This window comes from Pseudomonas sp. HT11 (assembly GCF_044875395.1).
Classification (GTDB): Bacteria; Pseudomonadota; Gammaproteobacteria; order Pseudomonadales; family Pseudomonadaceae; genus Aquipseudomonas.
In genome coordinates, this window is sequence record NZ_CP173217.1 from 4,376,169 (window position 1) to 4,396,354 (window position 20,186).

22 protein-coding genes are annotated in these 20,186 nt (G+C 60.3%); 10 read left to right on the forward strand and 12 right to left on the reverse strand.

What is annotated here, in order from left to right; all coding sequences use genetic code 11:
• Positions 1–40: 40 nt before the first annotated feature.
• From ABWL43_RS20235 to ABWL43_RS20255, 5 genes are all read right to left on the reverse strand, one after another.
• On the reverse strand, positions 41–2,128 hold the full coding sequence (locus ABWL43_RS20235) for an LTA synthase family protein (protein WP_262207937.1): 2,088 nt from the start codon (positions 2,126–2,128) through the stop codon (positions 41–43).
• A gap of 417 nt (positions 2,129–2,545) precedes the next feature.
• Complete coding sequence (locus ABWL43_RS20240; RefSeq protein WP_003172956.1) at positions 2,546–2,737, reverse strand: PLDc N-terminal domain-containing protein; 192 nt, start codon at positions 2,735–2,737, stop codon at positions 2,546–2,548.
• A gap of 67 nt (positions 2,738–2,804) precedes the next feature.
• Complete coding sequence (locus tag ABWL43_RS20245) at positions 2,805–3,335, reverse strand: hypothetical protein (RefSeq protein WP_262207939.1); 531 nt, start codon at positions 3,333–3,335, stop codon at positions 2,805–2,807.
• A gap of 41 nt (positions 3,336–3,376) precedes the next feature.
• The gene (locus ABWL43_RS20250) at positions 3,377–3,892 is read right to left on the reverse strand and encodes an ankyrin repeat domain-containing protein (protein ID WP_124418126.1); all 516 of its coding nucleotides are present in this window, start codon (positions 3,890–3,892) and stop codon (positions 3,377–3,379) included.
• A gap of 111 nt (positions 3,893–4,003) precedes the next feature.
• The gene (locus ABWL43_RS20255) at positions 4,004–5,830 is read right to left on the reverse strand and encodes a long-chain-acyl-CoA synthetase (protein ID WP_404483936.1); all 1,827 of its coding nucleotides are present in this window, start codon (positions 5,828–5,830) and stop codon (positions 4,004–4,006) included.
• A 393-nt stretch (positions 5,831–6,223) separates the two neighbouring features.
• Between ABWL43_RS20255 and ABWL43_RS20260 the strand changes: the two genes are divergently transcribed.
• Positions 6,224–6,502 (forward strand): DUF3509 domain-containing protein, encoded by a 279-nt coding sequence (locus ABWL43_RS20260; protein ID WP_016970113.1) that lies wholly within the window; start codon positions 6,224–6,226, stop codon positions 6,500–6,502.
• Positions 6,503–6,559: 57 nt separating this feature from the next.
• On the opposite strand, the gene ABWL43_RS20265 is transcribed toward ABWL43_RS20260, so the two are convergent.
• From ABWL43_RS20265 to aroC, 4 genes are all read right to left on the reverse strand, one after another.
• The gene (locus tag ABWL43_RS20265) at positions 6,560–6,826 is read right to left on the reverse strand and encodes a response regulator transcription factor (protein ID WP_262207943.1); all 267 of its coding nucleotides are present in this window, start codon (positions 6,824–6,826) and stop codon (positions 6,560–6,562) included.
• A 208-nt stretch (positions 6,827–7,034) separates the two neighbouring features.
• Positions 7,035–7,565, reverse strand: coding sequence for an acireductone dioxygenase (locus tag ABWL43_RS20270; RefSeq protein ID WP_145158763.1), 531 nt, complete (start codon positions 7,563–7,565; stop codon positions 7,035–7,037).
• Positions 7,562–8,728 carry an MFS transporter gene (locus ABWL43_RS20275; RefSeq protein WP_404483940.1) on the reverse strand — a complete coding sequence of 389 codons (1,167 nt, stop codon included), beginning with the start codon at positions 8,726–8,728 and terminating at the stop codon, positions 7,562–7,564. The genes ABWL43_RS20270 and ABWL43_RS20275 overlap by 4 nt, the downstream gene beginning before the upstream one ends.
• A 52-nt stretch (positions 8,729–8,780) precedes the next feature.
• Positions 8,781–9,872: a chorismate synthase gene (aroC, locus tag ABWL43_RS20280; protein WP_404483942.1), complete on the reverse strand. Its 1,092-nt coding sequence runs from the start codon at positions 9,870–9,872 to the stop codon at positions 8,781–8,783.
• Positions 9,873–10,015: 143 nt separating this feature from the next.
• On the opposite strand from aroC, the gene ABWL43_RS20285 reads away from it, so the two are divergent.
• Together ABWL43_RS20285 and ABWL43_RS20290 are read left to right on the forward strand one after the other, a co-directional pair.
• The gene (locus ABWL43_RS20285) at positions 10,016–10,978 is read left to right on the forward strand and encodes an alpha/beta hydrolase (RefSeq protein ID WP_242195507.1); all 963 of its coding nucleotides are present in this window, start codon (positions 10,016–10,018) and stop codon (positions 10,976–10,978) included.
• 99 nt (positions 10,979–11,077) lie between these two features.
• Positions 11,078–11,884, forward strand: a complete 807-nt coding sequence (locus ABWL43_RS20290; RefSeq protein WP_242195510.1) for a hypothetical protein — start codon at positions 11,078–11,080, stop codon at positions 11,882–11,884.
• A gap of 139 nt (positions 11,885–12,023) precedes the next feature.
• Here ABWL43_RS20290 and prmB read toward each other — a convergent pair whose 3' ends face one another.
• Positions 12,024–12,932 carry a 50S ribosomal protein L3 N(5)-glutamine methyltransferase gene (gene prmB / locus ABWL43_RS20295; protein ID WP_106576533.1) on the reverse strand — a complete coding sequence of 303 codons (909 nt, stop codon included), beginning with the start codon at positions 12,930–12,932 and terminating at the stop codon, positions 12,024–12,026.
• A 239-nt stretch (positions 12,933–13,171) separates the two neighbouring features.
• On the opposite strand from prmB, the gene ABWL43_RS20300 reads away from it, so the two are divergent.
• From ABWL43_RS20300 to ABWL43_RS20320, 5 genes are all read left to right on the forward strand, one after another.
• Positions 13,172–13,762: a cysteine hydrolase family protein gene (locus tag ABWL43_RS20300; protein WP_242195513.1), complete on the forward strand. Its 591-nt coding sequence runs from the start codon at positions 13,172–13,174 to the stop codon at positions 13,760–13,762.
• Positions 13,763–13,903: 141 nt separating this feature from the next.
• Positions 13,904–14,224, forward strand: a complete 321-nt coding sequence (locus ABWL43_RS20305; RefSeq protein WP_053257227.1) for a hypothetical protein — start codon at positions 13,904–13,906, stop codon at positions 14,222–14,224.
• A gap of 75 nt (positions 14,225–14,299) precedes the next feature.
• The gene (locus ABWL43_RS20310; protein WP_369301216.1) at positions 14,300–14,857 is read left to right on the forward strand and encodes a Smr/MutS family protein; all 558 of its coding nucleotides are present in this window, start codon (positions 14,300–14,302) and stop codon (positions 14,855–14,857) included.
• A 78-nt stretch (positions 14,858–14,935) separates the two neighbouring features.
• Positions 14,936–15,481, forward strand: coding sequence for a GTP cyclohydrolase I FolE (gene folE, locus ABWL43_RS20315; RefSeq protein ID WP_003442011.1), 546 nt, complete (start codon positions 14,936–14,938; stop codon positions 15,479–15,481).
• A gap of 103 nt (positions 15,482–15,584) precedes the next feature.
• Positions 15,585–15,956 (forward strand): glutathione S-transferase N-terminal domain-containing protein, encoded by a 372-nt coding sequence (locus tag ABWL43_RS20320; RefSeq protein WP_094951448.1) that lies wholly within the window; start codon positions 15,585–15,587, stop codon positions 15,954–15,956.
• A 347-nt stretch (positions 15,957–16,303) separates the two neighbouring features.
• On the opposite strand, the gene ABWL43_RS20325 is transcribed toward ABWL43_RS20320, so the two are convergent.
• Together ABWL43_RS20325 and ABWL43_RS20330 are read right to left on the reverse strand one after the other, a co-directional pair.
• Positions 16,304–16,906 carry a glutathione S-transferase family protein gene (locus ABWL43_RS20325; RefSeq protein ID WP_145158772.1) on the reverse strand — a complete coding sequence of 201 codons (603 nt, stop codon included), beginning with the start codon at positions 16,904–16,906 and terminating at the stop codon, positions 16,304–16,306.
• Positions 16,907–16,916: 10 nt separating this feature from the next.
• Positions 16,917–18,083, reverse strand: a complete 1,167-nt coding sequence (locus tag ABWL43_RS20330) for a PLP-dependent aminotransferase family protein (RefSeq protein ID WP_404483949.1) — start codon at positions 18,081–18,083, stop codon at positions 16,917–16,919.
• An 81-nt stretch (positions 18,084–18,164) separates the two neighbouring features.
• Between ABWL43_RS20330 and ABWL43_RS20335 the strand changes: the two genes are divergently transcribed.
• Positions 18,165–18,599 (forward strand): MarR family winged helix-turn-helix transcriptional regulator, encoded by a 435-nt coding sequence (locus tag ABWL43_RS20335; RefSeq protein WP_404483952.1) that lies wholly within the window; start codon positions 18,165–18,167, stop codon positions 18,597–18,599.
• A 188-nt stretch (positions 18,600–18,787) separates the two neighbouring features.
• A complete protein-coding gene (locus ABWL43_RS20340; RefSeq protein WP_145158778.1) occupies positions 18,788–20,134 on the forward strand; it encodes an NCS2 family permease in 1,347 nt (448 codons plus the stop codon).
• Positions 20,135–20,186: the final 52 nt, after the last annotated feature.

Here is a 20,186-nt window from a genome sequence, read left to right on the forward strand (position 1 = left end):
AAGAGGCCTCAATGAGGCCTCTTTTTTTATGCCCGGTTAATTAATCCGGCTTGCCGTCAATCACGCCGGCAGTGTTATCCAACAGGCTCTTGGTGGCCGTCTGCAGGAACGACTCGAGTTTCTGCTTCAGCGCCGCTTCGTCCGGTGACTCGGGAATCACTTTACCGGTCGGGTTCGCGCCCAATTCATACTCCCACAGCTTGGGCGGCATCTCCTTGGGCAGTACCAGAATGCGGTCTGCGGTAACCAGCGCCACCGTCTGATCGCTGCCCGACGGCTTGATCACGCCAAAGCCCTTGTCGCCTTCCGGCAGGTTCAGCAGGTCACGGCCCCAGCACTGGTGCAGGGTGTCGCCACCGAGGCGGCCCATGATGGTCGGCACGATGTCGATCTGAGTGCCCACGGTGTGGTCACGCTCGCCGAACTTCTCCTGCATGCCCGGTGCAATCATCAGCATCGGCACGTTGAAGCGGCCCAGGTCCATTTCGGTGATCTGCTGTTCGTTACCAAAGCCATGGTCGCCCACGATCACGAACAGGGTTTCCTTGAAGTACGGCTCTTTGCGGGCCTTTTCAAAGAACTGGCCCAGGGCCCAGTCGGAGTAACGCATGGCCGTCAAATGCTCGTTGAGGCTGCCACGATCGGTGACTTTCTCGACCGGCAATGGCGTCGGCAACGCGTACGGCGTGTGGTTGGACAGGGTTTGCAGCAGTGCGTAGAACGGCTTGCCGCCTTCGCGGGCTTTCAACTCTTCCAGGCCACGGTTGAACATGTCCTGGTCGGACACGCCCCACGTCGGGTCGGAGAACACCGGGTTGACGAAGTCATTACGCCCGATGAAGTTGGTCATGCCCTGGTTGCTGAAAAAGCCCGACTGGTTGTCCCAGGCGAAATCGCCGTTGTAGACATACACGTCGTCAAATTTACGCGCGCTGAGCAACTGCGGCAGGCCCGACAGCTTGTGGCTGCCTTCCGGGGTCTGCATCAGGTATTCGAAACCCGGCAGGTTCGGGAAGCACGCCATGGTGGCGAACATGCCCTGGTGGGTGTGCGTGCCATTGGAGAAGAAGCGATCGAACAGCAGGCCTTCCTTGGACAACTTGTCGAAGTACGGCGTGATGTTGCCCGGGCGCCCCAGGGCGCCCACCGAGTGACCGGCGAAGCTTTCCATCAGGATGACCACGACGTTCTTGATCGGCAGGGTCTTCTCGGCCGGTGGCGTGTAGTCACGGCGCACGGCGGCGGTGTCGGTATCCACCAGTTTCTCTTGCGGCAGCACCAGCATGTCGCGCACGGTCTGGGTGGCCAGCGGCTGGTCCAGGGTGGCCTTCCAGATGTTGGAACGTTCCTCGGAGAAGCGCGCCTTGGCCGCAGCGATCAGCGACAGCGTGCCGTTGAGGCCCAGCTGGTTGGCGAAGTTCGAGTCGGTGGTGTAGACATCACCCCAACGCAGCGGCGGGCCTTGACGCAAGGTGCCGCGGATGGCGACTACGGCGATCAACAGGCAGACCACAAACACGGCGATGCGGCTGTACCACGGCGCCACTTGGCGGGTACCGATGCTGCCGCCGCTGAACGGGCCGCGGGGGCGCGTTGCACGGTCGGCACCTTTGAAGGCCATGCTCAGGATCAGCGTGCCCACGGCCCAGGCCAGCAGGTAACGCACCACCGGGAAACCGTACCAGAGCATGCTCATCACGGTTTTCGGGTCTTCCTTTACATACTGGAAGACCAGGCCGTTGAGGCGCTGGTGGAATTCGCGGTAGAAGTCCATTTCCATCAGCCCCAGGAACAGGGCAATGCTGGACGCGACGGTCAGCCACAAACGGAAGAACCCGCGTGCCGCCATCGCCCGTACGCTGAACAAGGCCAGCAGCAGCGGGACCAGCACGTACATCACCAGGCGTATGTCAAAACGCAGCCCGTTGGCGAACGCTTCCAGGAAGGTCGAGGCCGGCGTGTCGAGGATCATCTCGCGGTTGTACACCAGCAGCGCCAGGCGCAGCAGGGAGAACATCACCATCATGACCAATGCGCAGAGCAGCGTGTACGCCAGATGGGATTTGACGGTCGGTTGCAGCAGGCGATTTGAAGCTCGCTGCTGACTCAGGGCGTCCGGGTTTGCCATGTCGTTTCAGGACCCATTGGAAGTTTAAGTTGCGAAAAAATGCAGTGGCGTCCGTCCCTCGCCCAGGCTGGCTGGGGTAGGCGGTTAACGCGGTGGCGCAAATGGTGCCCGATCAATGGCAGCAACGCTATTAATTACTGAACGTGCGCCGCGCTTGTGCCTTTAACGGCACTCGAGATAGAGCCTTGGCAGCGTGATAAAGCCGGCGAATTGTCTTGGAAAAGATGTGAAAATTTCGTACAGCGAATACTTTCGACACACAAAACTCTAACTACGCTGGAAACGAATGCGGGAGCGGGCTTGCCCGCGATAGCGATGTGTCAGCCCGCACAACTATGGCTGATAAACCGTTATCGCGGGCAAGCCCGCTCCCACATTGACAGGGCCCACTCAGGATCAGAGCGGGCCCAGGTGTCGTCAGATCCGCACGTTACCGCGTGGCCCGGCGATTGCCCAGATGATCAGGCCCAAGACAGGCAACAACAGGATCAGCAAAATCCACAGCACCTTGGCACCGGTGCTGGCGCCGCTTTTGAACACGTTGATGATCGCCCAGATATCCAGCGCCAGGATGATCAGGCCAATCAAGCCATTAAAAGTGGAACCCATGGTGTCGCTCCTAAGTGAGGGCATGCACTTGTAGGATAGTCAGCCCTGGCAGGGGTTCCGTTTTATTTCAGACGTGAACGGCAACGCGCAGGGCTTCCAGGGACGGCTCAGCCTTGATGCCGACTTCAGCGCACAGTTCCAGCACGCGCGGCAGGTCGTTGCCGTAGACCAGCACCGCCTGAATCTCGTCATCCAGCAACTGACTGAAGTTGAGCAGCACATAGCCACCGTCCTCCGGGCTCAGGGCGCTCATCTGGATCTGGATGCGGTTCAGCGCCGTCAGGTCTTCGGTCTTGGCTAACTGCTTGGGCTTGAGATTAAACGCCACGCCCGGGCCGAACGACGCGACGATCTGTGCAAACAGGTCGCCATAGGTGTCGGCTTGAAACAGCACCGTGTCCGGCAAGCTACCGACCACGACCCACTCACCCAGCGGAATCGGGAAAGTGTCGTCGTAGTTGATATCCGGGTTGGCCGCCAGAAAAGCGGCAGGGTCCGCGTAGGCCTGGGCCGCTTCCTCGGCAATGCGTGCCACTTCGTCCTCGCCCATGACGCCGGCGCTGATTTTGCTGATGAGTTCGACGAGGGCGGTTTGCATGGGAAGGTCCTGTGGCGAGCTGGTTTTTGAGGGCGCGTAGCCTACACCAGTTTTTGCAACTGCGCCGCCGTATCCGCCGCTCCCATGGTGTGCGCCGCCGCCAGTGCGGTCGCACCCTGAGCATCGGTGGCCTTGGGGTTGGCACCCTGGCCGAGCAGGTAGTCGAGCATTTCGACACGGTTGAACATCGCGGCCATCATCAACGCCGTGCGGCCGTCCGAGGAGGCGCCGTCCACCGGCGCGCCGCCGTCGATCAGCGCCTTGACCACGGGCAGGTTGCCCTTGAACGCCGCACCAGCCATCGGCAGTTGGTTCTTGTCGTTGGCGATCAGCGGGTCGGCCTTGAACTCCAGCAGCACTTTCACCGCGTCGGCGTGACCGTGATAGGCCGCGAGCATGAGCAAGGTGTCGCCATTGTGATTGCGCAGGTTAGGCGGCAAGCCTTTGGCCAGCAGTGCGGCGAGCATGGCGGCATCGCCTTTGCGGGCCACGTCGAAGACCTGCTCGGCAAATTCAGCGGCTTCGTCTTCGGTCATTTGTTTAGGCTGGTCTGACATGTGGGGCTCCTTGTCTGGTTGCTTTATAGGCGCCCAGTGTCGCGATGGAGTTCCCCACTGTCATGGCTTTTTTGCCAAAAGCGGTCATAGGCAGAATCAATAGCGCTGCTTTCAATAACGGAAATGCCCACCCTGAATCTGCGCCAACAAGTCGCCGGTGACCGGCACATAGCAATCCGAGCCCGGCAGCCACGCATACACCGGCTCATTGCCGGCCTTGCCCGGGTCGAAGGCCTCCTCCTTGAGACGCACTTTCTGATACTTGAAGGTGCCGGTGGTTTCCATCTTCACCTTGATCCGCAGGAACAACGGCACCGCGTAATGCGGCAACTGGCCGTGGGCGAATTGCAGCAATTCACGCATGTCCAGCGAGGCCAGCGATTCGCTTGGCGTGATGGCGACCATGCCGGCGCGGCCATTGGTGTTTTCGATCTCGACGCCGTAGGCGACCACTTCGGCGATCTGCGGATGTTGCAGCAGCACGTTCTCCACTTCGGTGGTCGAGACGTTTTCGCCCTTCCAGCGATAGGTATCGCCCAGGCGATCGACAAATTGCGCATGACCGAAGCCGATGCTGCGCAACAAGTCGCCGGTATTGAAATAGCGGTCGCCCTTCTCGAACACGTCGGTCAGCACCACCTTGCGGTTCTTTTCCGGGTCGGTGTAGCCGTCGAACGGTGACTTTTCATCGATCCTGGCGAGTAACAACCCCTGCCCGCCCGTTTGCACCTTGCGCATGAAGCCGTCGCTGCCACGCACCGGTTCACCGCTGTCGTTGCTGTAGTCCACCAGTGCCCAGTGCTGCAGGCAAAAGCCGATGGTGTTGTCAAAATTCAGCACGTTGGTGAATCCGATGTTGCCGTCACTGGCGGCATACAGTTCGCAAACATGCTCAACGCCATAACGTTGCTTGAACTGCGCCCACACGCCGGGACGCAGGCCATTGCCGACCATCTTGGTCACGCGGTTATCGAGATCCTGAGCGCTGGCGGGCTGATCGAGCAGGTAGCGGCACAACTCACCGACATAGCCCAGGGTGGTTGCGTTGAATTTGCGCGCATCGTCCCAGAACTGGCTGGCACTGAATTTACGCCGGATGGCAAAGCCCGAGGCCCCGACAATCGCCGAGCCCCAGCACACGCACAGGCCGGTGGCGTGGTACAGCGGCAACGTGCAATAGAGGACGTCATCCGGGCCCATGTCCAGCGCGATGCTGCCGAAGCTGACCGCGGTTTTGGTCCAGCGCCCGTGCTTCATGATGCCGGCCTTGGGCAAGCCCGTGGTGCCGGAGGTGTAGATATAGAAGCAGGGGTCGTTGAAGAACACTTGTCCGGTACTGGCGGGGTTTTCCACCGAGCCGTCGGCACTGGCGGCCATCAGGTCGGTATAGCCTTCAGGAGGCGTGCTTGAATGCTGATCGGCGACAAACCAGGTCCTGTGCGCGGCGATTGCCACGTGCTCACGCACGGTCGTGTAGGCCGCCACCAACTCTGCGCCCACCACGATTGCCACCGGGCTCACCAGATTCAGGCTGTGCACCAGCGTTGCCTGGGTTTGCGACGTATTGAGCATTGCGCAAATGCCACCCAGCTTGGCTACGGCCAACACGCTCAACAGCAGTTCAGGGCGGTTTTCGATGAACAACGCGACCACATCCCCCTTGCCGATGCCCTGCTCGTGCAGGTGATGGGCAATACGGTTGGCACGCTGGTTGGCTTGGGCGTAGCTGAGCACACTGTCGCCATATAACAGCGCCGCGCCATCTGGGTTACGAGAGGTGGCCTGTTCGAATTGCCATCCCAGGCCGCAGGGCTGGCCGGGATCGGTGACGTTCGCGGCGCGCATGCCGCGTACCACGCGTGGCAGGGCCCGAACTATCGCCGGCACCTTACGCAGTAGCTTGCCCCAGGTGATCATGTCGTCGTGCGGATGGTTCATGGCGGAACGTCCTTTTTCTTATTCTTCGTATGATCCAGACACAGCCTCGGCCCTGTAGGAAGCGGTCAAATGCCTTGCAGGAAAATACGCCTGCCATTCTTCGGCTGTACATGTGGGATTTGAAAAGTTTTGTATCCCGTACCGCCCAGCATGAAATAGGGAATTGCGCGGCGCCGATGCGGTCATTAACTGTAACGAAGAGCGAAATGCCCGGCCCCGATAACGCAAAATGCAGGATGCACGATGGCCTTTCATGCAAATTGCACGAAAGTGAAAAACCTATAAAATTTTAACCTACTGATTTATAACGATTTTTTAGACAATCCAATACTGGCACAATCACTGCACCTATCACTCCATGCTTGCCAACTTGAGCCAACGGAGCTGATAGACATGAGCCTGATCCAAGATAAATTCGCTTCTGTATTCTCCCAATACGACGTCACCACTCAGCCACGCCCAGACGGCGGGATCCTGTTGACCCTGCGCAACAGCGAAGGCAAACAGGTCAAGCGTTCGATTTCGTATCAACAACTGCACACCGCTGACCAACTGACCTGGGTCATCAGCGCCATTCGCCGCGACCTGGCCGAACAAGCCAGCGAGCTGCCACAGATCTCGATGCTGCAAAGCCAGAATCGCTTTGCCCTGCCGACCTACCATTCGGCCTGAGTAATCCGAGCAAAAAAGGTCGCGACGCCGTTGAGCATCGCGGCCTTTTTTGTGCCTTCAGCAAAGCCCCTGGCGGGCCGCTGCGTTCATCGCCTGCACGCGGTTGGTGACTTGCAGCTTGAGGTAGATGTTACGCAGATGGAATTTAACCGTGGCTTGGGAGGTGGCGCGAATCTGGCTGATTTCCCAGACGGTCTTGCCTTCCGAGGCCCAGCGCAGGATCTCCAGCTCTGTCGGCGTCAGGGGTTTGCCGGCCAGGCTCAGGCGTTTTCCAACGGCGCTCGGCACGGCAAGCGCACGACACGGCTGCTCTGGGCCACTCATCACTCTCTCTCTCCTGTATCAGTGGATGCCATACCACCTTTCGGATTCCTGCGATTGACAGGCGGTATAAACATTGAGTCGGGAGAGTTACATAACGAATAGATTGAAAGCATAAGGTGCCGCATAAACAGCTACGTCTTACATTTATATAAGTTCCTTCCCACAACAACTTCCAACCTGCCGGGGTTGAACATTCAACTATTCGCGCTTAATCGTCCAAGCCTGGAAAACCAGCGGCACTGTGCTCGTCGGTGAACTGAGGCACACACCCTTCGGCTGTATGGAATAAACGTAGCGCCACACAGTGCGGATTTTCACCCACGTCGAGCCAATGCGGCATTCCGGCCGGAACCACCAGCACGTCATTCTTCTCACAACGCACGGCGTAGACGTACTCGCCCACGAGCAGGCAGAACAAGCCTTGGCCCGCGATGAAAAAATGCACGTTGTCTGCACTGTAGCGACGCGCCTTGAGGCCTTCAGCGCGCAATTCGGCGCGTTGCGGATGGTCGCCCGTTACGCTCAATACCTGAGCAGAGCCGTAGCCGAGGGCATCGATCTGCGACTGGTACGCCGCGATCATTTCAGCGTCACTGGCGCCCTTTTCGAGGGGGCTGGGCTGCCAGCGGTCAAAACCCACGCCGTGCTCAACCAGGGTCGAGACGATATCGTCGAAGTGGGTCAACACCTTGTTCGGGGTATCGGGTGTGGCGAGCGGGTAAACAGCGACATAACTCATTGCACGGTTCCTTTATTCGGCTCTTGCAATCGAAAGCCAATGATTAGGGCGGCGGCCAGGGCCGCGACACTGGCGATGCTGAAGGTCAGGGTCGGCCCCAACAGGTTCCAGCTATAGCCGGCATACAGCGCGCCCAATGCGCCGCCAGTGCCGGCCAGTGCGGCATACAGCGCCTGGCCCTGGCCTTGCTGGCGAGCGCCGAAGCTGCGTTGCACAAAGGCAATCGCCGCCGCGTGAAAACTGCCAAAGGTGGCCGCGTGCATCACTTGCGCCAGCAGCAGCACCCAGAAAAATTCGGCGAATGAGCCCAGCAACAACCAGCGCACGGCCGCCAACAGGAAACTTGCCAGCAGCACCCGTCGCACCGAAAAGCGCGTGAGGATGCGGCTCATGGCCAGAAACATCAGCACTTCTGCGACCACGCCCAAGGCCCAGAGCATGCCGATCACGCCACGGCTGTAGCCCAGATGTTCGAGGTGCAGGGTGAGAAAGGTGTAATACGGGCCGTGGCTCATTTGCATCAGCGCCACGCAAGCATAAAACGCCAGCACCCCAGGGCTGCGCAATTGCTTGAGAAAACCGTCACCGGCCAGGCGATTGTCGTGGGTCGCGGGTTGCGCATTCGGTATCCACAGGCTGGCACCGATGATGCCGGCCATGATCACCACGACCACCACCGGGTAAATGTCCAGGCTCAGCCAGTCGAACAGGCGGCCCATGATCACCACGGTGAGGATGAAACCAATCGAGCCCCACAGGCGGATCTGGCTGTAGCGCGAGGTCTGCTTTTGCAGGTGGGCCAGGGTGATCACTTCAAACTGCGGCAACACGGCGTGCCAGAAGAACGCATGCAGGGCCATCACCAGCGCGAGCCAGGCGTAGGTCTTGCTGAAGAAAATCAATGAAAAGCTGGCCAGCGTACACACCGCGCCAAACCGGACGATGGCCAGGCGCCGCCCAGTGTAATCGCCGAGCCAGCCCCACAGGTTGGGCGCCACGCAGCGCATCAGCATGGGGATAGCCACCAACTCACCAATGCGTGCGCTGGAGAACCCAAGATGATCGAAGTACAGGGCCAGGAACGGCGCCGTCGCCCCGAGCAGGGCGAAGTAGAACAGATAGAAGCTGGACAGGCGCCAGTACGGGAGGGTCGGGCTCACCATGCACGGGGCCGCTTCGCGGCCCTGCCTGAGCAAGCTCGCCCGCCACCGGCTGTCACAGCTGGCCCAGCACCGGCGTATTCACGCGCACATCGGCATTTTGCCCGCGGTTGCGCAGCAGGTGGTCCATCAACACGATGGCCATCATGGCTTCGGCAATCGGCGTGGCACGGATGCCGACGCACGGGTCATGGCGGCCCTTGGTGATCACATCCACCGGGTTGCCGTGCACATCAATCGAGCGGCCTGGCGTGGTGATGCTCGATGTGGCCTTGAGGGCCAGGTGCGCAACGATCGGTTGGCCCGAGGAAATACCGCCGAGGATGCCGCCCGCGTTGTTGCTGAGGAAACCCTGCGGGGTCAGTTCATCGCGGTGCTCGGTGCCGCGCTGGGACACACAGGCGAAACCGGCGCCGATTTCCACGCCCTTCACCGCGTTGATGCTCATCAGCGCATGGGCCAGCTCGGCGTCGAGGCGGTCGAAGATCGGCTCGCCCAAGCCAGGTTTGACGCCTTCGGCAACCACGGTGATCTTCGCGCCGACGGAGTCCTGGTCGCGGCGCAACTGGTCCATGTAGGCTTCCAGTTCCGGCACTTTGTCCGGGTCGGGGCTGAAGAAAGCGTTGTCGTCGACGCTGTCCCAGGTCTTGAACGGGATCTCGATCGGACCCAGCTGGCTCATGTAGCCGCGGATCACGATGCCCTGAGTGGCCAGGTATTTCTTGGCGATGGCACCGGCAGCCACGCGCATCGCGGTTTCGCGCGCCGAGCTGCGGCCACCGCCACGGTAGTCGCGTTCGCCGTATTTGTGATGGTAGGTGTAGTCGGCGTGGGCCGGGCGGAACAGGTCCTTGATCGCCGAATAGTCCTTGGACTTCTGGTCGGTGTTGCGAATCAGCAGGCCGATGGCGCAACCGGTGGTGCGGCCTTCGAACACGCCGGAGAGAATCTCGACTTCGTCGGGCTCCTGGCGCTGGGTGGTGTGGCGGCTGGTGCCGGGCTTGCGGCGGTCGAGCTCGCGCTGCAGGTCGTCCAGAGACAGCTCGAGGCCTGGCGGGCAGCCATCGACAATGGCGACCAATGCCGGGCCATGGCTTTCGCCCGCGGTGGTGACAGTGAACAGCTTGCCGAAGGTATTGCCGGACATGCAGGGCGCTCCGTGAAATCAGTTGAATCAAGTCAACCGTAATAACTTAAGGCGGCCAGTATACGCAGGCTAACCGACTAGTTCATCCTCGAAACCTTACCGGTAGACGTTGGTCCAACCGGCACCTTCCTGATGATGGCGCGATGATGCTGCGAGTTCTGCTTTTAACCCTCACCCTGTTTTCCAGCCTGGGCTTCGCCGCCTCCCCTGTCGTGCTGCAACGGCCGATCAGCCTGGACACCGGCAACGGCGAGCTGTTTGGCTCGCTTTTACTGCCCCAATCCGACAAACCAGTGCCGGTGGTGTTGATCATTGCCGGCTCCGGGCCTACCGACCGTAACGGCAACAGTGCCGACGGCGCACGCAACGACAGCCTCAAGCGCCTGGCCTGGGTGCTTGCCCGACACAACATTGCCAGCGTGCGCTACGACAAGCGCGGCGTGGCCGCCAGCCTGGCGGCCACGCCGGATGAACGCAACCTGACCCTGGACGCCTACGTATCCGATGCCGTGGCCTGGGGCAAGCTGCTCAAGGCCGACAGCCGCATGGGCCCGCTGATCGTCCTGGGCCACAGCGAGGGCGCGCTGGTTGCCGCGCTCGCCGCACCGCAACTGAATCCGGCCGGCGTTATTTCTCTGTCTGGCAGTGCGCGGCCGGTGGATCAGGTGATCCGCCAGCAGTTGGCCGATCACCTGCCCCCTGCCCTGTTGCTGCGCAGCAACGAGATCCTCGACCACCTCAAGGCCGGCCAAGTGGATGCCGATGTGCCCGGCCCGCTGGAAGGTATTTTCCGACCCAGCGTGCAGCCTTATCTGATCAGCCTGTTTCGCGCCGACCCGTCAGCCGCGTTCGCCAAGCTGACCATGCCGGCCTTGATCATCCAGGGCACCAACGATATTCAGGTGGGCGTCGCAGATGCCCGGCAACTGAAAAACGCCAAGCCCGACGCGCACTTGACGGTGATCGAAGGCATGAACCACGTCATGCGCATTGTGCCCAAGGACGTGAAAGAGCAACTGGCCTCCTACAACGACCCGAAACTGCCGCTCGCCGCCGAGCTGGGTGAGCGCATCGTGCGCTTTATCGACGGACTTCAACCCCGTTAAGCGACTATTTACCTCCAGTCCTGAGAAAAACGGCCGATAAGCCCAGGGTCGACAGTAAAAAGACTGTCGACCTGCAGGGCTTGGACAGGATCGCGCCGCATGACAACCACAGAAGCTACACCAGAACCTATTGCCGACACCGCGGCTGAAAAAACCGAGGCCGTCGAGGCAGCGGCCCTGCCGTGGGCGGACGTGCAGGCCGAACATTTCAAGATGCTGCGCCTGGCGCCCCTGGCCACCGACCGTGCCACCGGTGCGCGGCCGTTGCGGTTCGTGCAGTTCGGCTATGCCGAACGCAATGACAAACACCACAGCCTGTTGCGCATGGTCATCCAGTTGCCGGGCCAGCGAGTGCGCCGCGAGCAGAACCACTTGGATATCTGGGTCGATCACGATAAGCACCGCGTGCACTTCGGCCCGGGCAACAGCCTGGAAATCGAACCGGCCAACCGCGGGATCGGCCGCTTCCTCGTCGCTCAAGGCGCGGCGTGGGCAAAAAAGAAGTGGTCACACTACCGCGTCGACGGCGTAGACCTGGCCAATAAAGACGCGCTGAACGAAGCCACGCGCCTGCGTCGCGATCACTTCCTGCGTATCCAGGGCTTTGATGTGGCCTACGCCGATGTGCAACACCTCAAAGGCAACGTGCAGCCGGGCAAGGTCAGCGACGTGCTGGACAGCTGGAACACCGAGAAGGTGCAGTTCGTGGAAATCCTCGAAGCCGCGCAGATGCTGCAACAGGCCGAGCAGAACCTGGCCGAGCAGGAAGTGAAACTGCGCAAGGAAGAGGAAAAGGTCACCAAGTTCAAGCGTGAGGACAGCGGGCTGCGCTTTACCATCACCTGTTTAGTGGCGTTTACGGTATTTCAGGCGGGGTTGCTGATCTGGATTGCCACGCACCGCTAGCACGTTGGAAAGCAATAAAATGTGGGAGCGGGCTTGCTCGCGAAAGCGGTGTATCAGTCACTGATAAGTTGACTGTCATACCGCCTTCGCGGGCAAGCCCGCTCCCACATTCAGGGTCGGTTTCTACAGTTGGGTGGGTTTAAACCCGAGCAGCAAATACCGCTTGATGCGCGCGGCACTGCTCGGCCGTCAGCATGAACACACCATGCCCGCCGCGCTGGAACTCCAGCCAGGCAAAGTCGACTTCCGGGTACAACGCCTCAACGTGCACCTGGCTGTTGCCAACCTCGACAATCAACAAGCCTTTCTCGGTGAGGTGGTCTGCGGCCTCAGCCAACATCCGGCGCACCAGATTCAAGCCATCATCGCCGCAGGCCAGGCCCAACTCCGGCTCGTGCTGGTATTCGTCGGGCATGTCCGCGAAGTCTTCGGCATCCACATATGGCGGGTTGGACACGATCAGATCAAACCGCTGACCCGGCAAACCGTCGAAGCCGTCACCCTGCACGGTGTAGACGCGCTCGTCGACGCCATGGCGCTCGATGTTCTGGTTGGCCACCTCCAGCGCTTCGAAGGACAGGTCGCCCAGCACCACTTCGGCGTCCTGGAACTCGTAGGCGCACGCGATACCAATGCAACCGGAGCCGGTGCACAGGTCGAGGATGCGCGCCGGTGGCTGGGCCAGCCAGGGTTCGAAGCGGTTTTCGATCAGTTCGCCAATCGGTGAACGCGGGATCAGCACACGCTCGTCGACGATAAACGACATGCCGCAGAACCAGGCTTCCTTCAACAGGTAAGCGGTGGGTACACGCTCATGGATACGGCGGTGCAGCAAGCGCTGAACGTGGGAAATTTCCTCTTCTTCCAGGTTGCAGTCCAGGTAGCTGTCGGCAATTTCCCAAGGCAGGTGCAAGGCACCGAGCACCAATTGCCGGGCTTCGTCCCAGGCATTGTCGGTACCATGGCCGAAAAACAGGTCTTCCCCATGGAAACGGCTGACAGCCCAACGGATATGGTCGCGCAGTGTGCGCAGGCGGGATGTGATCACGGGGACAAGCTCCTGGAAAAAACGACTGGCGATTCTAACAGCCTTCGCCTGTACCGACGATGTACGAAACCCCTTCGCCATCCGTCGGATTTCATCCAATTTGCCATCGCAGGCTTAAACAAGCCGCCCCCTTGACATGGCTGCACGTCAACAACGGCGTACCTTACGATGGTAGCGATTCACAGAACCGCTCAGCCAGTGGACAATGTCGCAAAAGCCCCCCTCACAGGAGCCCCAGAATGTCCGTTCCAAAGACGATGTTTCAACTCAGCGGTCGCGGTTACGCAGCAGCCAACCTGAACCATGCGACCCTCGTGATCATCGACGCCCAAAAGGAATACCTCAGCGGTCCACTCGCCCTCTCGGGCATGGACGCGGCGGTCGAAAACATCAAGCAGTTGGTTGCCGCCGCGCGCAATGCCGGGCGTCCGATCGTGCATGTACGTCACCTTGGCACCGTCGGTGGCCTGTTCGACCCACAGGGCGAGCGCGGCGAATTCATTCCCGGCCTGGAACCACTCGGCGACGAGACGATCATCGGCAAACTGCTGCCGAGCGCGTTTCACGGCACCGGGCTGGAAAAACACCTGCAGGATCTCGGCTCTCTGGACCTTATCGTCTGCGGCTTCATGAGCCACTCCAGCGTCAGCACGACCGTGCGCGCCGCCAAGAACCTGGGCTTTCGCTGCACCCTGGTGGAAGACGCCTGCGCCACGCGCGACCTGCCTTACAAAGGCGGCATCCTGAGCGCTGAACATGTGCAACAGACCGAAATGGCCATCATGGCCGATAACTTCGCGACCCTCGCGTTGACCAAAGATCTGACCTGATTGACCTTCTGATGAGCGGCGCGGCGTGTTTATTGCCCCGCTCATCCGCAAAACCTTTTCATTTTCTGCAATTGCCTCTGGTACAGGAACAACCTGTGTATCTTCCGGTCGAAGGGCCGATACCCTGGAGGAAAGGTCGGAATGAAGATATCCGATGGTTTTGACGCTCGTCGCTTGCGCCCCAAGGGCCCGAGCAATTGGCGTCTGCGCCTGGTGGCCGGCTTTGCCGCGCTGCTGGCCATTGTAGGTTTGCTGCTGGCTGGTGCCGGTGGCGCCGGTTTGTTTGGTCATTCGCCGGCACTCGGCGAACTGAATGCCAGCCCGGGCGGCTCGGCAATTTTGTTGGTGATCGGCCTGTTGGTGCTCTGGCTGGGCGTCTGGTTATGGCGTCGCAGCCGTCGGCGGATGCGCCAGCCGTTGTCGCTGAACATTGCGTCACACCTGATGAAAAAGCACGACTGATGGCGCTTGGATAGCGTTTCCTGCGCCCCGGCCGCCGCGATTTAGGTAAACTGCCCGCCCTTCGCGGAGGCTGACATGCAAGACGACGATTTTTCCCTGTTCAAAAACGAGCTGCGCGGCGTCAAGCCGATCAAGCACGACCGCGCCGACACCGGCAAACCCAAGACCGACCGGGCGCAGATCGCCACGCTGCGCCAGGCCGCGACCGTGCGCACTGATGCCACCACCGTGGATGGCCTGTCGGACCAGTTCGTAATCGACGTAGGCCCCGAAGACGAGTTGATGTGGGCCCGCGACGGCGTGCAGGAAAGCCAGATGCGCAAGCTCAAGATCGGCCAGATCCCGTTCGAGGGCAGCCTTGACCTGCACGGCATGAACGTCGAAAAAGCCCGCGAAACCCTCTGGGCCTTCCTGGCCGAAGCGACCAAATTCGAAATCCGCTGCGTGCGCGTCACCCACGGCAAGGCCGTGCGGTTGGATGGCAAGCGGCCGATGATCAAGAGCCACGTCAACACTTGGCTGCGCCAGCATGCCCAAGTGCTCGGTTTTACCTCTTGCCAGGCCCGCCACGGCGGCGCGGGCGCGGTGTATGTGATGCTCAAGCGCACCATGATGGAGGGGCGCGACGAGTAACAAGTGCCATCGTCAGGCTTGCAGCGATGTGTCCGCCACCGTAACCTTGCGCTTTGCGAAAATCCCACAGGTAGTTTCATGTCCCTGGAACAGAATTACACCGCGATCCTCGGCCAACTCGGCGAGGACGTTTCCCGCGAGGGCCTGCTCGACACGCCAAAGCGTGCCGCCAAGGCGATGCAGTACCTTTGCCGCGGCTATGAACAGACACTCGAAGAAGTCACCAACGGTGCCTTGTTCAGCTCCGACAACAGCGAAATGGTGCTGGTCAAGGACATCGAGCTGTACTCGCTGTGCGAACACCACCTGCTGCCGTTTATCGGTAAGGCTCACGTCGCGTATATCCCGAGCGGCAAAGTGCTGGGCCTGTCGAAAGTGGCGCGGATTGTCGACATGTATGCGCGCCGCCTGCAGATCCAGGAAAACCTCAGCCGCCAGATCGCCGATGCCGTGATGCAAGTCACCGGCGCGCTGGGCGTGGCCGTGGTGATCGAAGCCAAGCACATGTGCATGATGATGCGCGGTGTAGAGAAACAGAACTCTTCGATGATCACCTCGGTGATGCTGGGTGAGTTCCGCGAAAACGCGGCCACGCGCAGCGAGTTTCTCAGCCTGATCAAGTAACAGGCTGTGCAGGAAAAGACCGGCGTTCATCGCCGGTTTTTTTTTCGCCTGCAAATTTCAGGTAAGCTGCGGCCCCTTCTTCATGGGCAAGAGGTTTTCAGCCATGTTCGTCAAAGCACTTCGAGTGGGCCTCGGCCACGTCATCATCGCGGGCGACTTCATTACCCGCCCACGCAAAAAGCAGCGCCCCGCCGAACAACAGGCGCAGGTGAACGCTGCGGCCAAGGACCTGACCCTGTATCAGTTCCACGCCTGCCCGTTCTGCGTGAAGACCCGTCGTACGTTGCACCGTCTGAATGTGCCGGTGGCGTTGAAGGACGCGAAGAACAATGCGCAAGATCGCCAGACCCTGCTGGAGCAAGGCGGCAAGATCAAAGTGCCGTGCCTGCGCATTGAAGAAAATGGCCAGACCACTTGGATGTATGACTCCAAGGTGATCATTGATTACCTCGACAAGCGGTTCGCCGCAGTCTGATAAACACCGCGGTCAGTGTGGGAGCTGGCTTGCCTGCGATGCAGACACCTCGATTTATCAGTGACACCGAGGTGACGCTATCGCAGGCAAGCCAGCTCCCACATTAGTTCGGCGTTGCCAATTCGATATCCAACAAGGCCAAGCCCAGGCAGTTGCCGGAATCGGCGGCTGCACGGGTTTGAGCCCGGCGGCGCAGCGCTGTTTTGAATTGCTGAAGGATCAACTGTCTGCCACAACAGACAGCTAAAGGTGGGAGCGGGCTTGCTCGCGAAAGCGGTGGATCAGTCGAATCATCAGTGACTGCCCACCCTTGGCGAGCAAGCCCGCGCCCACATTTGGACCTGTGTTCAGTCCAGCATCGCCACATGTTTGGGATGGCTGGCCACACGCTTGAGCCACGCCTGCACCGCCGGGTACGGCGTCAGGTCAAAACCCCCTTCATGGGCCACGTGGGTGTAGGCGTACAGCGCGATATCGGCAATCGAATATTGCTCGCCTACCAGGTAGGGCGTGGCTTGCAACTGACGCTCCATCACCCTCAACGCCTTGTAGCCGCCCTTATGGGTGTTTTTGTATTCCTCCAGTCGGTCTTGCGGCATGTTCAGGTAAAACTGGATAAACCGCGCCACCGCGATATAGGGCTCATGGCTGTATTGCTCGAAAAACTGCCATTGCAGCACTTGGGTACGCAGGCGTGGCTCCGCCGGCAGAAACTCGCTGCCGTCCGCCAGGAAGTTGAGGATGGCGTTGGACTCCCACAGGCAGGTGCCATCTTCCAGCTCCAACACCGGGATCTTGCCGTTGGGGTTCTTGGCCAGGAATTCGGCGGTCTGGGTGTCGCCCTTGAGAATATCGACATCAATCCATTGGTATTCGATGCCCAACAGATTGAGCATCAATTTGACCTTGTAGCAGTTGCCCGACTTGTAATCGCCATAAACCTTGTACATGGGGCTCCCCTTATGCCGCTTGCGCGTGCTGTGCTTGACGGACCACCGCGGCCAGGCGCTTGAGACCTTCGTCCAGACGGGCCGGGTCGATATGGCTGAAATTGAGGCGCAACGAGCCGAGGTGTTGATCGGGCTCGGAAAAGAACGGTTCACCGGGCATGAACGCGACGTCCTGATCCAATGCTTGCGCCAACAAGGTGCGGGTGTCGAGCGGTTGTTTCAAGGTCAGCCAGAAGAATAATCCGCCCTGAGGCGTCTGCCAGTCAGCCAGATCGCCAAAATGACGCTCCAGCGCGGCCTGAAATGCATCGCGACGCTCGCGGTAAAAGCGGCGCAGTTGCGCCAGGTGCTGCTGGTATTTCTGGGTGCCGATCCACTGCATGGCCTGCCACTGGCCGACGCGGTTGGTGTGCAGGTCCGCCGATTGCTTGAGCTTGAGCAAATGCGGGAACAGATCCGGGCTGGCGATCAGGTAGCCGACGCGCAGGCCCGGTAGCAGGGTCTTGGAGACGGTGCCGGTGTAGATCCAGCTGGCTTTTTTCAGGCGGCCGGCGATGGGCTGTGCACTGGCGCCGTCGAAGCTCAGTTCGCGGTAGGGTTCGTCTTCGATCAGGGTGACGCCGAACTCATCGAGCAAAGCGGCGACGGCCGCGCGCTTGGCCTCGCTGTAGCGTACGGCCGAAGGGTTCTGGAACGTCGGGATCAGGTAGATGAACGCCGGGCGATGGTGTTCAAGGAGGCTGCGCAAGGTGGCGAGGTTGGGACCGTCGGCCTCCAGTTGCACAGTCAGGCAATCGGCGCCGAACAGTTGGAAGATCTGCAACGCCGCCAGGTAAGTCGGGCCTTCCAGCAGAACCTTGGTGCCCTTGTCGATATACAGTTTGGCGGCCAGGTCCAGGGTTTGCTGGGACCCGCTGACGACCAGCACCTGGCTCGCCTGGCACGGTACGCCCAACGCGCGGGCCTGGGCGGCGAGCAGTTCGCGCAACTGCGGTTCGCCTTCGCTCATGCCATATTGGCCGAGGGTGAGCGGCATGCCGTCCCAGTTCAGTGCCGGCAGCATGGCTTCGGCCGGCAGGCCGCCGGCGAACGACATCACTTCCGGGCGCTGGGCTGCAGCAAGGATTTCACGGATCAAGGAGCTTTTGAGGCGCGTAACACGTTCAGAGAAGGCCATAAGGTCACCGGTGGCAAAGCGCATGGAAAATACGTCAAACTGCTTGACCGAAATTACGCCGACTTGAGTAGATACGTCAATATGCTTGACCTTAAAACCCAGAACAGCCAGCAACAAGCCATGGAAGCGTTCTTTTTCGGCTACCAGGCCTTTACCGCCAAGGCCGACGAGATGCTCGAACGCCGAGGCCTGAGCCGTGTGCACCAGCGCATCGTGTTTTTTATCGCGCGCTACCCCACCTTGAGCGTGAAGCAACTGCTGGAGTTGCTCGGCGTGAGCAAGCAGGCGTTGAACATACCGTTGCGACAGCTGCAGGAAATGCACTTGGTAAACAGCGTGGCGTCCGAGACCGACAAGCGTAAGCGCCTGCTGGAATTGAGCGACGAGGGCCAGCGCTTCGAGCAGTCCCTGCGCCGCGAACAGGTGAAGCTGTTGCAGCGCGCCTTCAGCGAAGCCGGCGAAGACGCGGTGGCGGGATGGCTGGCGGTGAATCAGGCGCTGAGTGCCGTGAATTAGCCTTTCATCTTGTTTCGAACACATAATCGAAAACATTATTTGCTTTATTTGTATACAAAAGCATAATTCGCTTCGTGCGAGTTCCTGACCTATTGGTCAACAAAAACCCGCCAGTACCTCAAAGCGCTGTTGCCCACACCTGTGACCGGCGCTGGAAATAACAATAAAACTCTTGAGGAGTACTTGCTGTGGAAAGCCGCAAATCCGAAGCCCCAACGCTGGACCTCTCCGCGCCGCAAGGCGGTTGGCTGGAACGCCTGTTCAAACTGCGTTTGCATGGCACCACAGTGAAGACCGAACTGATCGCCGGCCTCACCACGTTCATCACCATGGCCTACATCATCTTCGTCAACCCGAACATCATGGCCGATGCGGGCATAGATCACGGTGCGGCGTTTGTCGCCACGTGCATCGCCGCTGCGCTCGGTTGCCTGCTGATGGGCCTTTACGCCAACTGGCCCGTGGGCCTGGCGCCCGGCATGGGCTTGAACGCGTTTTTCACCTACACCGTGGTCGGCACCATGGGCTATCACTGGGAAACGGCGCTGGGCGCGGTGTTTGTTTCCGGGGTATTGTTCATGGGCCTGACCCTGTCCCGCGTACGTGAATGGCTGCTCAACAGTATTCCCGTCAGCCTGCGCCACGCCATGGGCGCCGGTGTCGGCCTGTTTCTGGGGGTGATCGGCCTGAAAACCGCCGGCATCATCGTCGACAGCCCGGCCACGCTGATCAAGCTGGGGTCGCTGCACGAGCCTGCGCCCCTGCTGGCGGCGGTGTGCTTTTTGCTGATCGCGATCCTCAGCTATCACCGCGTGTTCGGCGCAATCCTCATCAGCATCATCGCCGTCACCCTGGCCGGATGGGGCCTGGACCTGGTGCACTACAACGGCATTCTCTCCACCCCACCCAGCCTGGCGCCGACCTGGATGGCCATGGACGTGAAGGGTGTATTCAATGTCAGCATGATCAGCGTTGTATTTGCGTTTCTTTTTGTACACATGTTCGACACTGCCGGTACACTGATGGGCGTTGCGCAACGCGCCGGGCTGGTGGGCGCCGATGGCAAGATTCATAACCTGTCCCGCGCGCTGAAAGCCGACAGTGCCTCCAGCGTGTTTGGCGCCATGGTCGGTGTGCCGCCGGTGACCAGTTATGTAGAAAGTGCCGCCGGTGTCGCCGCGGGCGGTCGCACCGGGTTGACCGCCGTGACCGTGGGCGTGCTGTTTGTGGCGGCAATGTTTTTCGCGCCCTTGGCGGGCATGATTCCTGCGTATGCCACCGCCGGTGCACTGATTTACGTAGCAATGCTGATGATGGCGAGCATGGCCCATATCAATTGGGATGAAGCCACCGACAGCATCCCGGCCATCGTGACCGCGATCATGATGCCGCTGACGTTCTCGGTTGCCGACGGTATCGCCCTGGGCTTCATCACATATGTGGCGCTCAAGGCCGGCACCGGCAAGTACCGCGAGATTTCCATCAGCCTGTGGGTGCTGTGCGCGATTTTCATCGCGAAGTTCATCTTCCTGTAGTTCGCAGGAAACGGCCGAAAACCGCCTCACCTTCGGGTGGGGCTTTTGTACG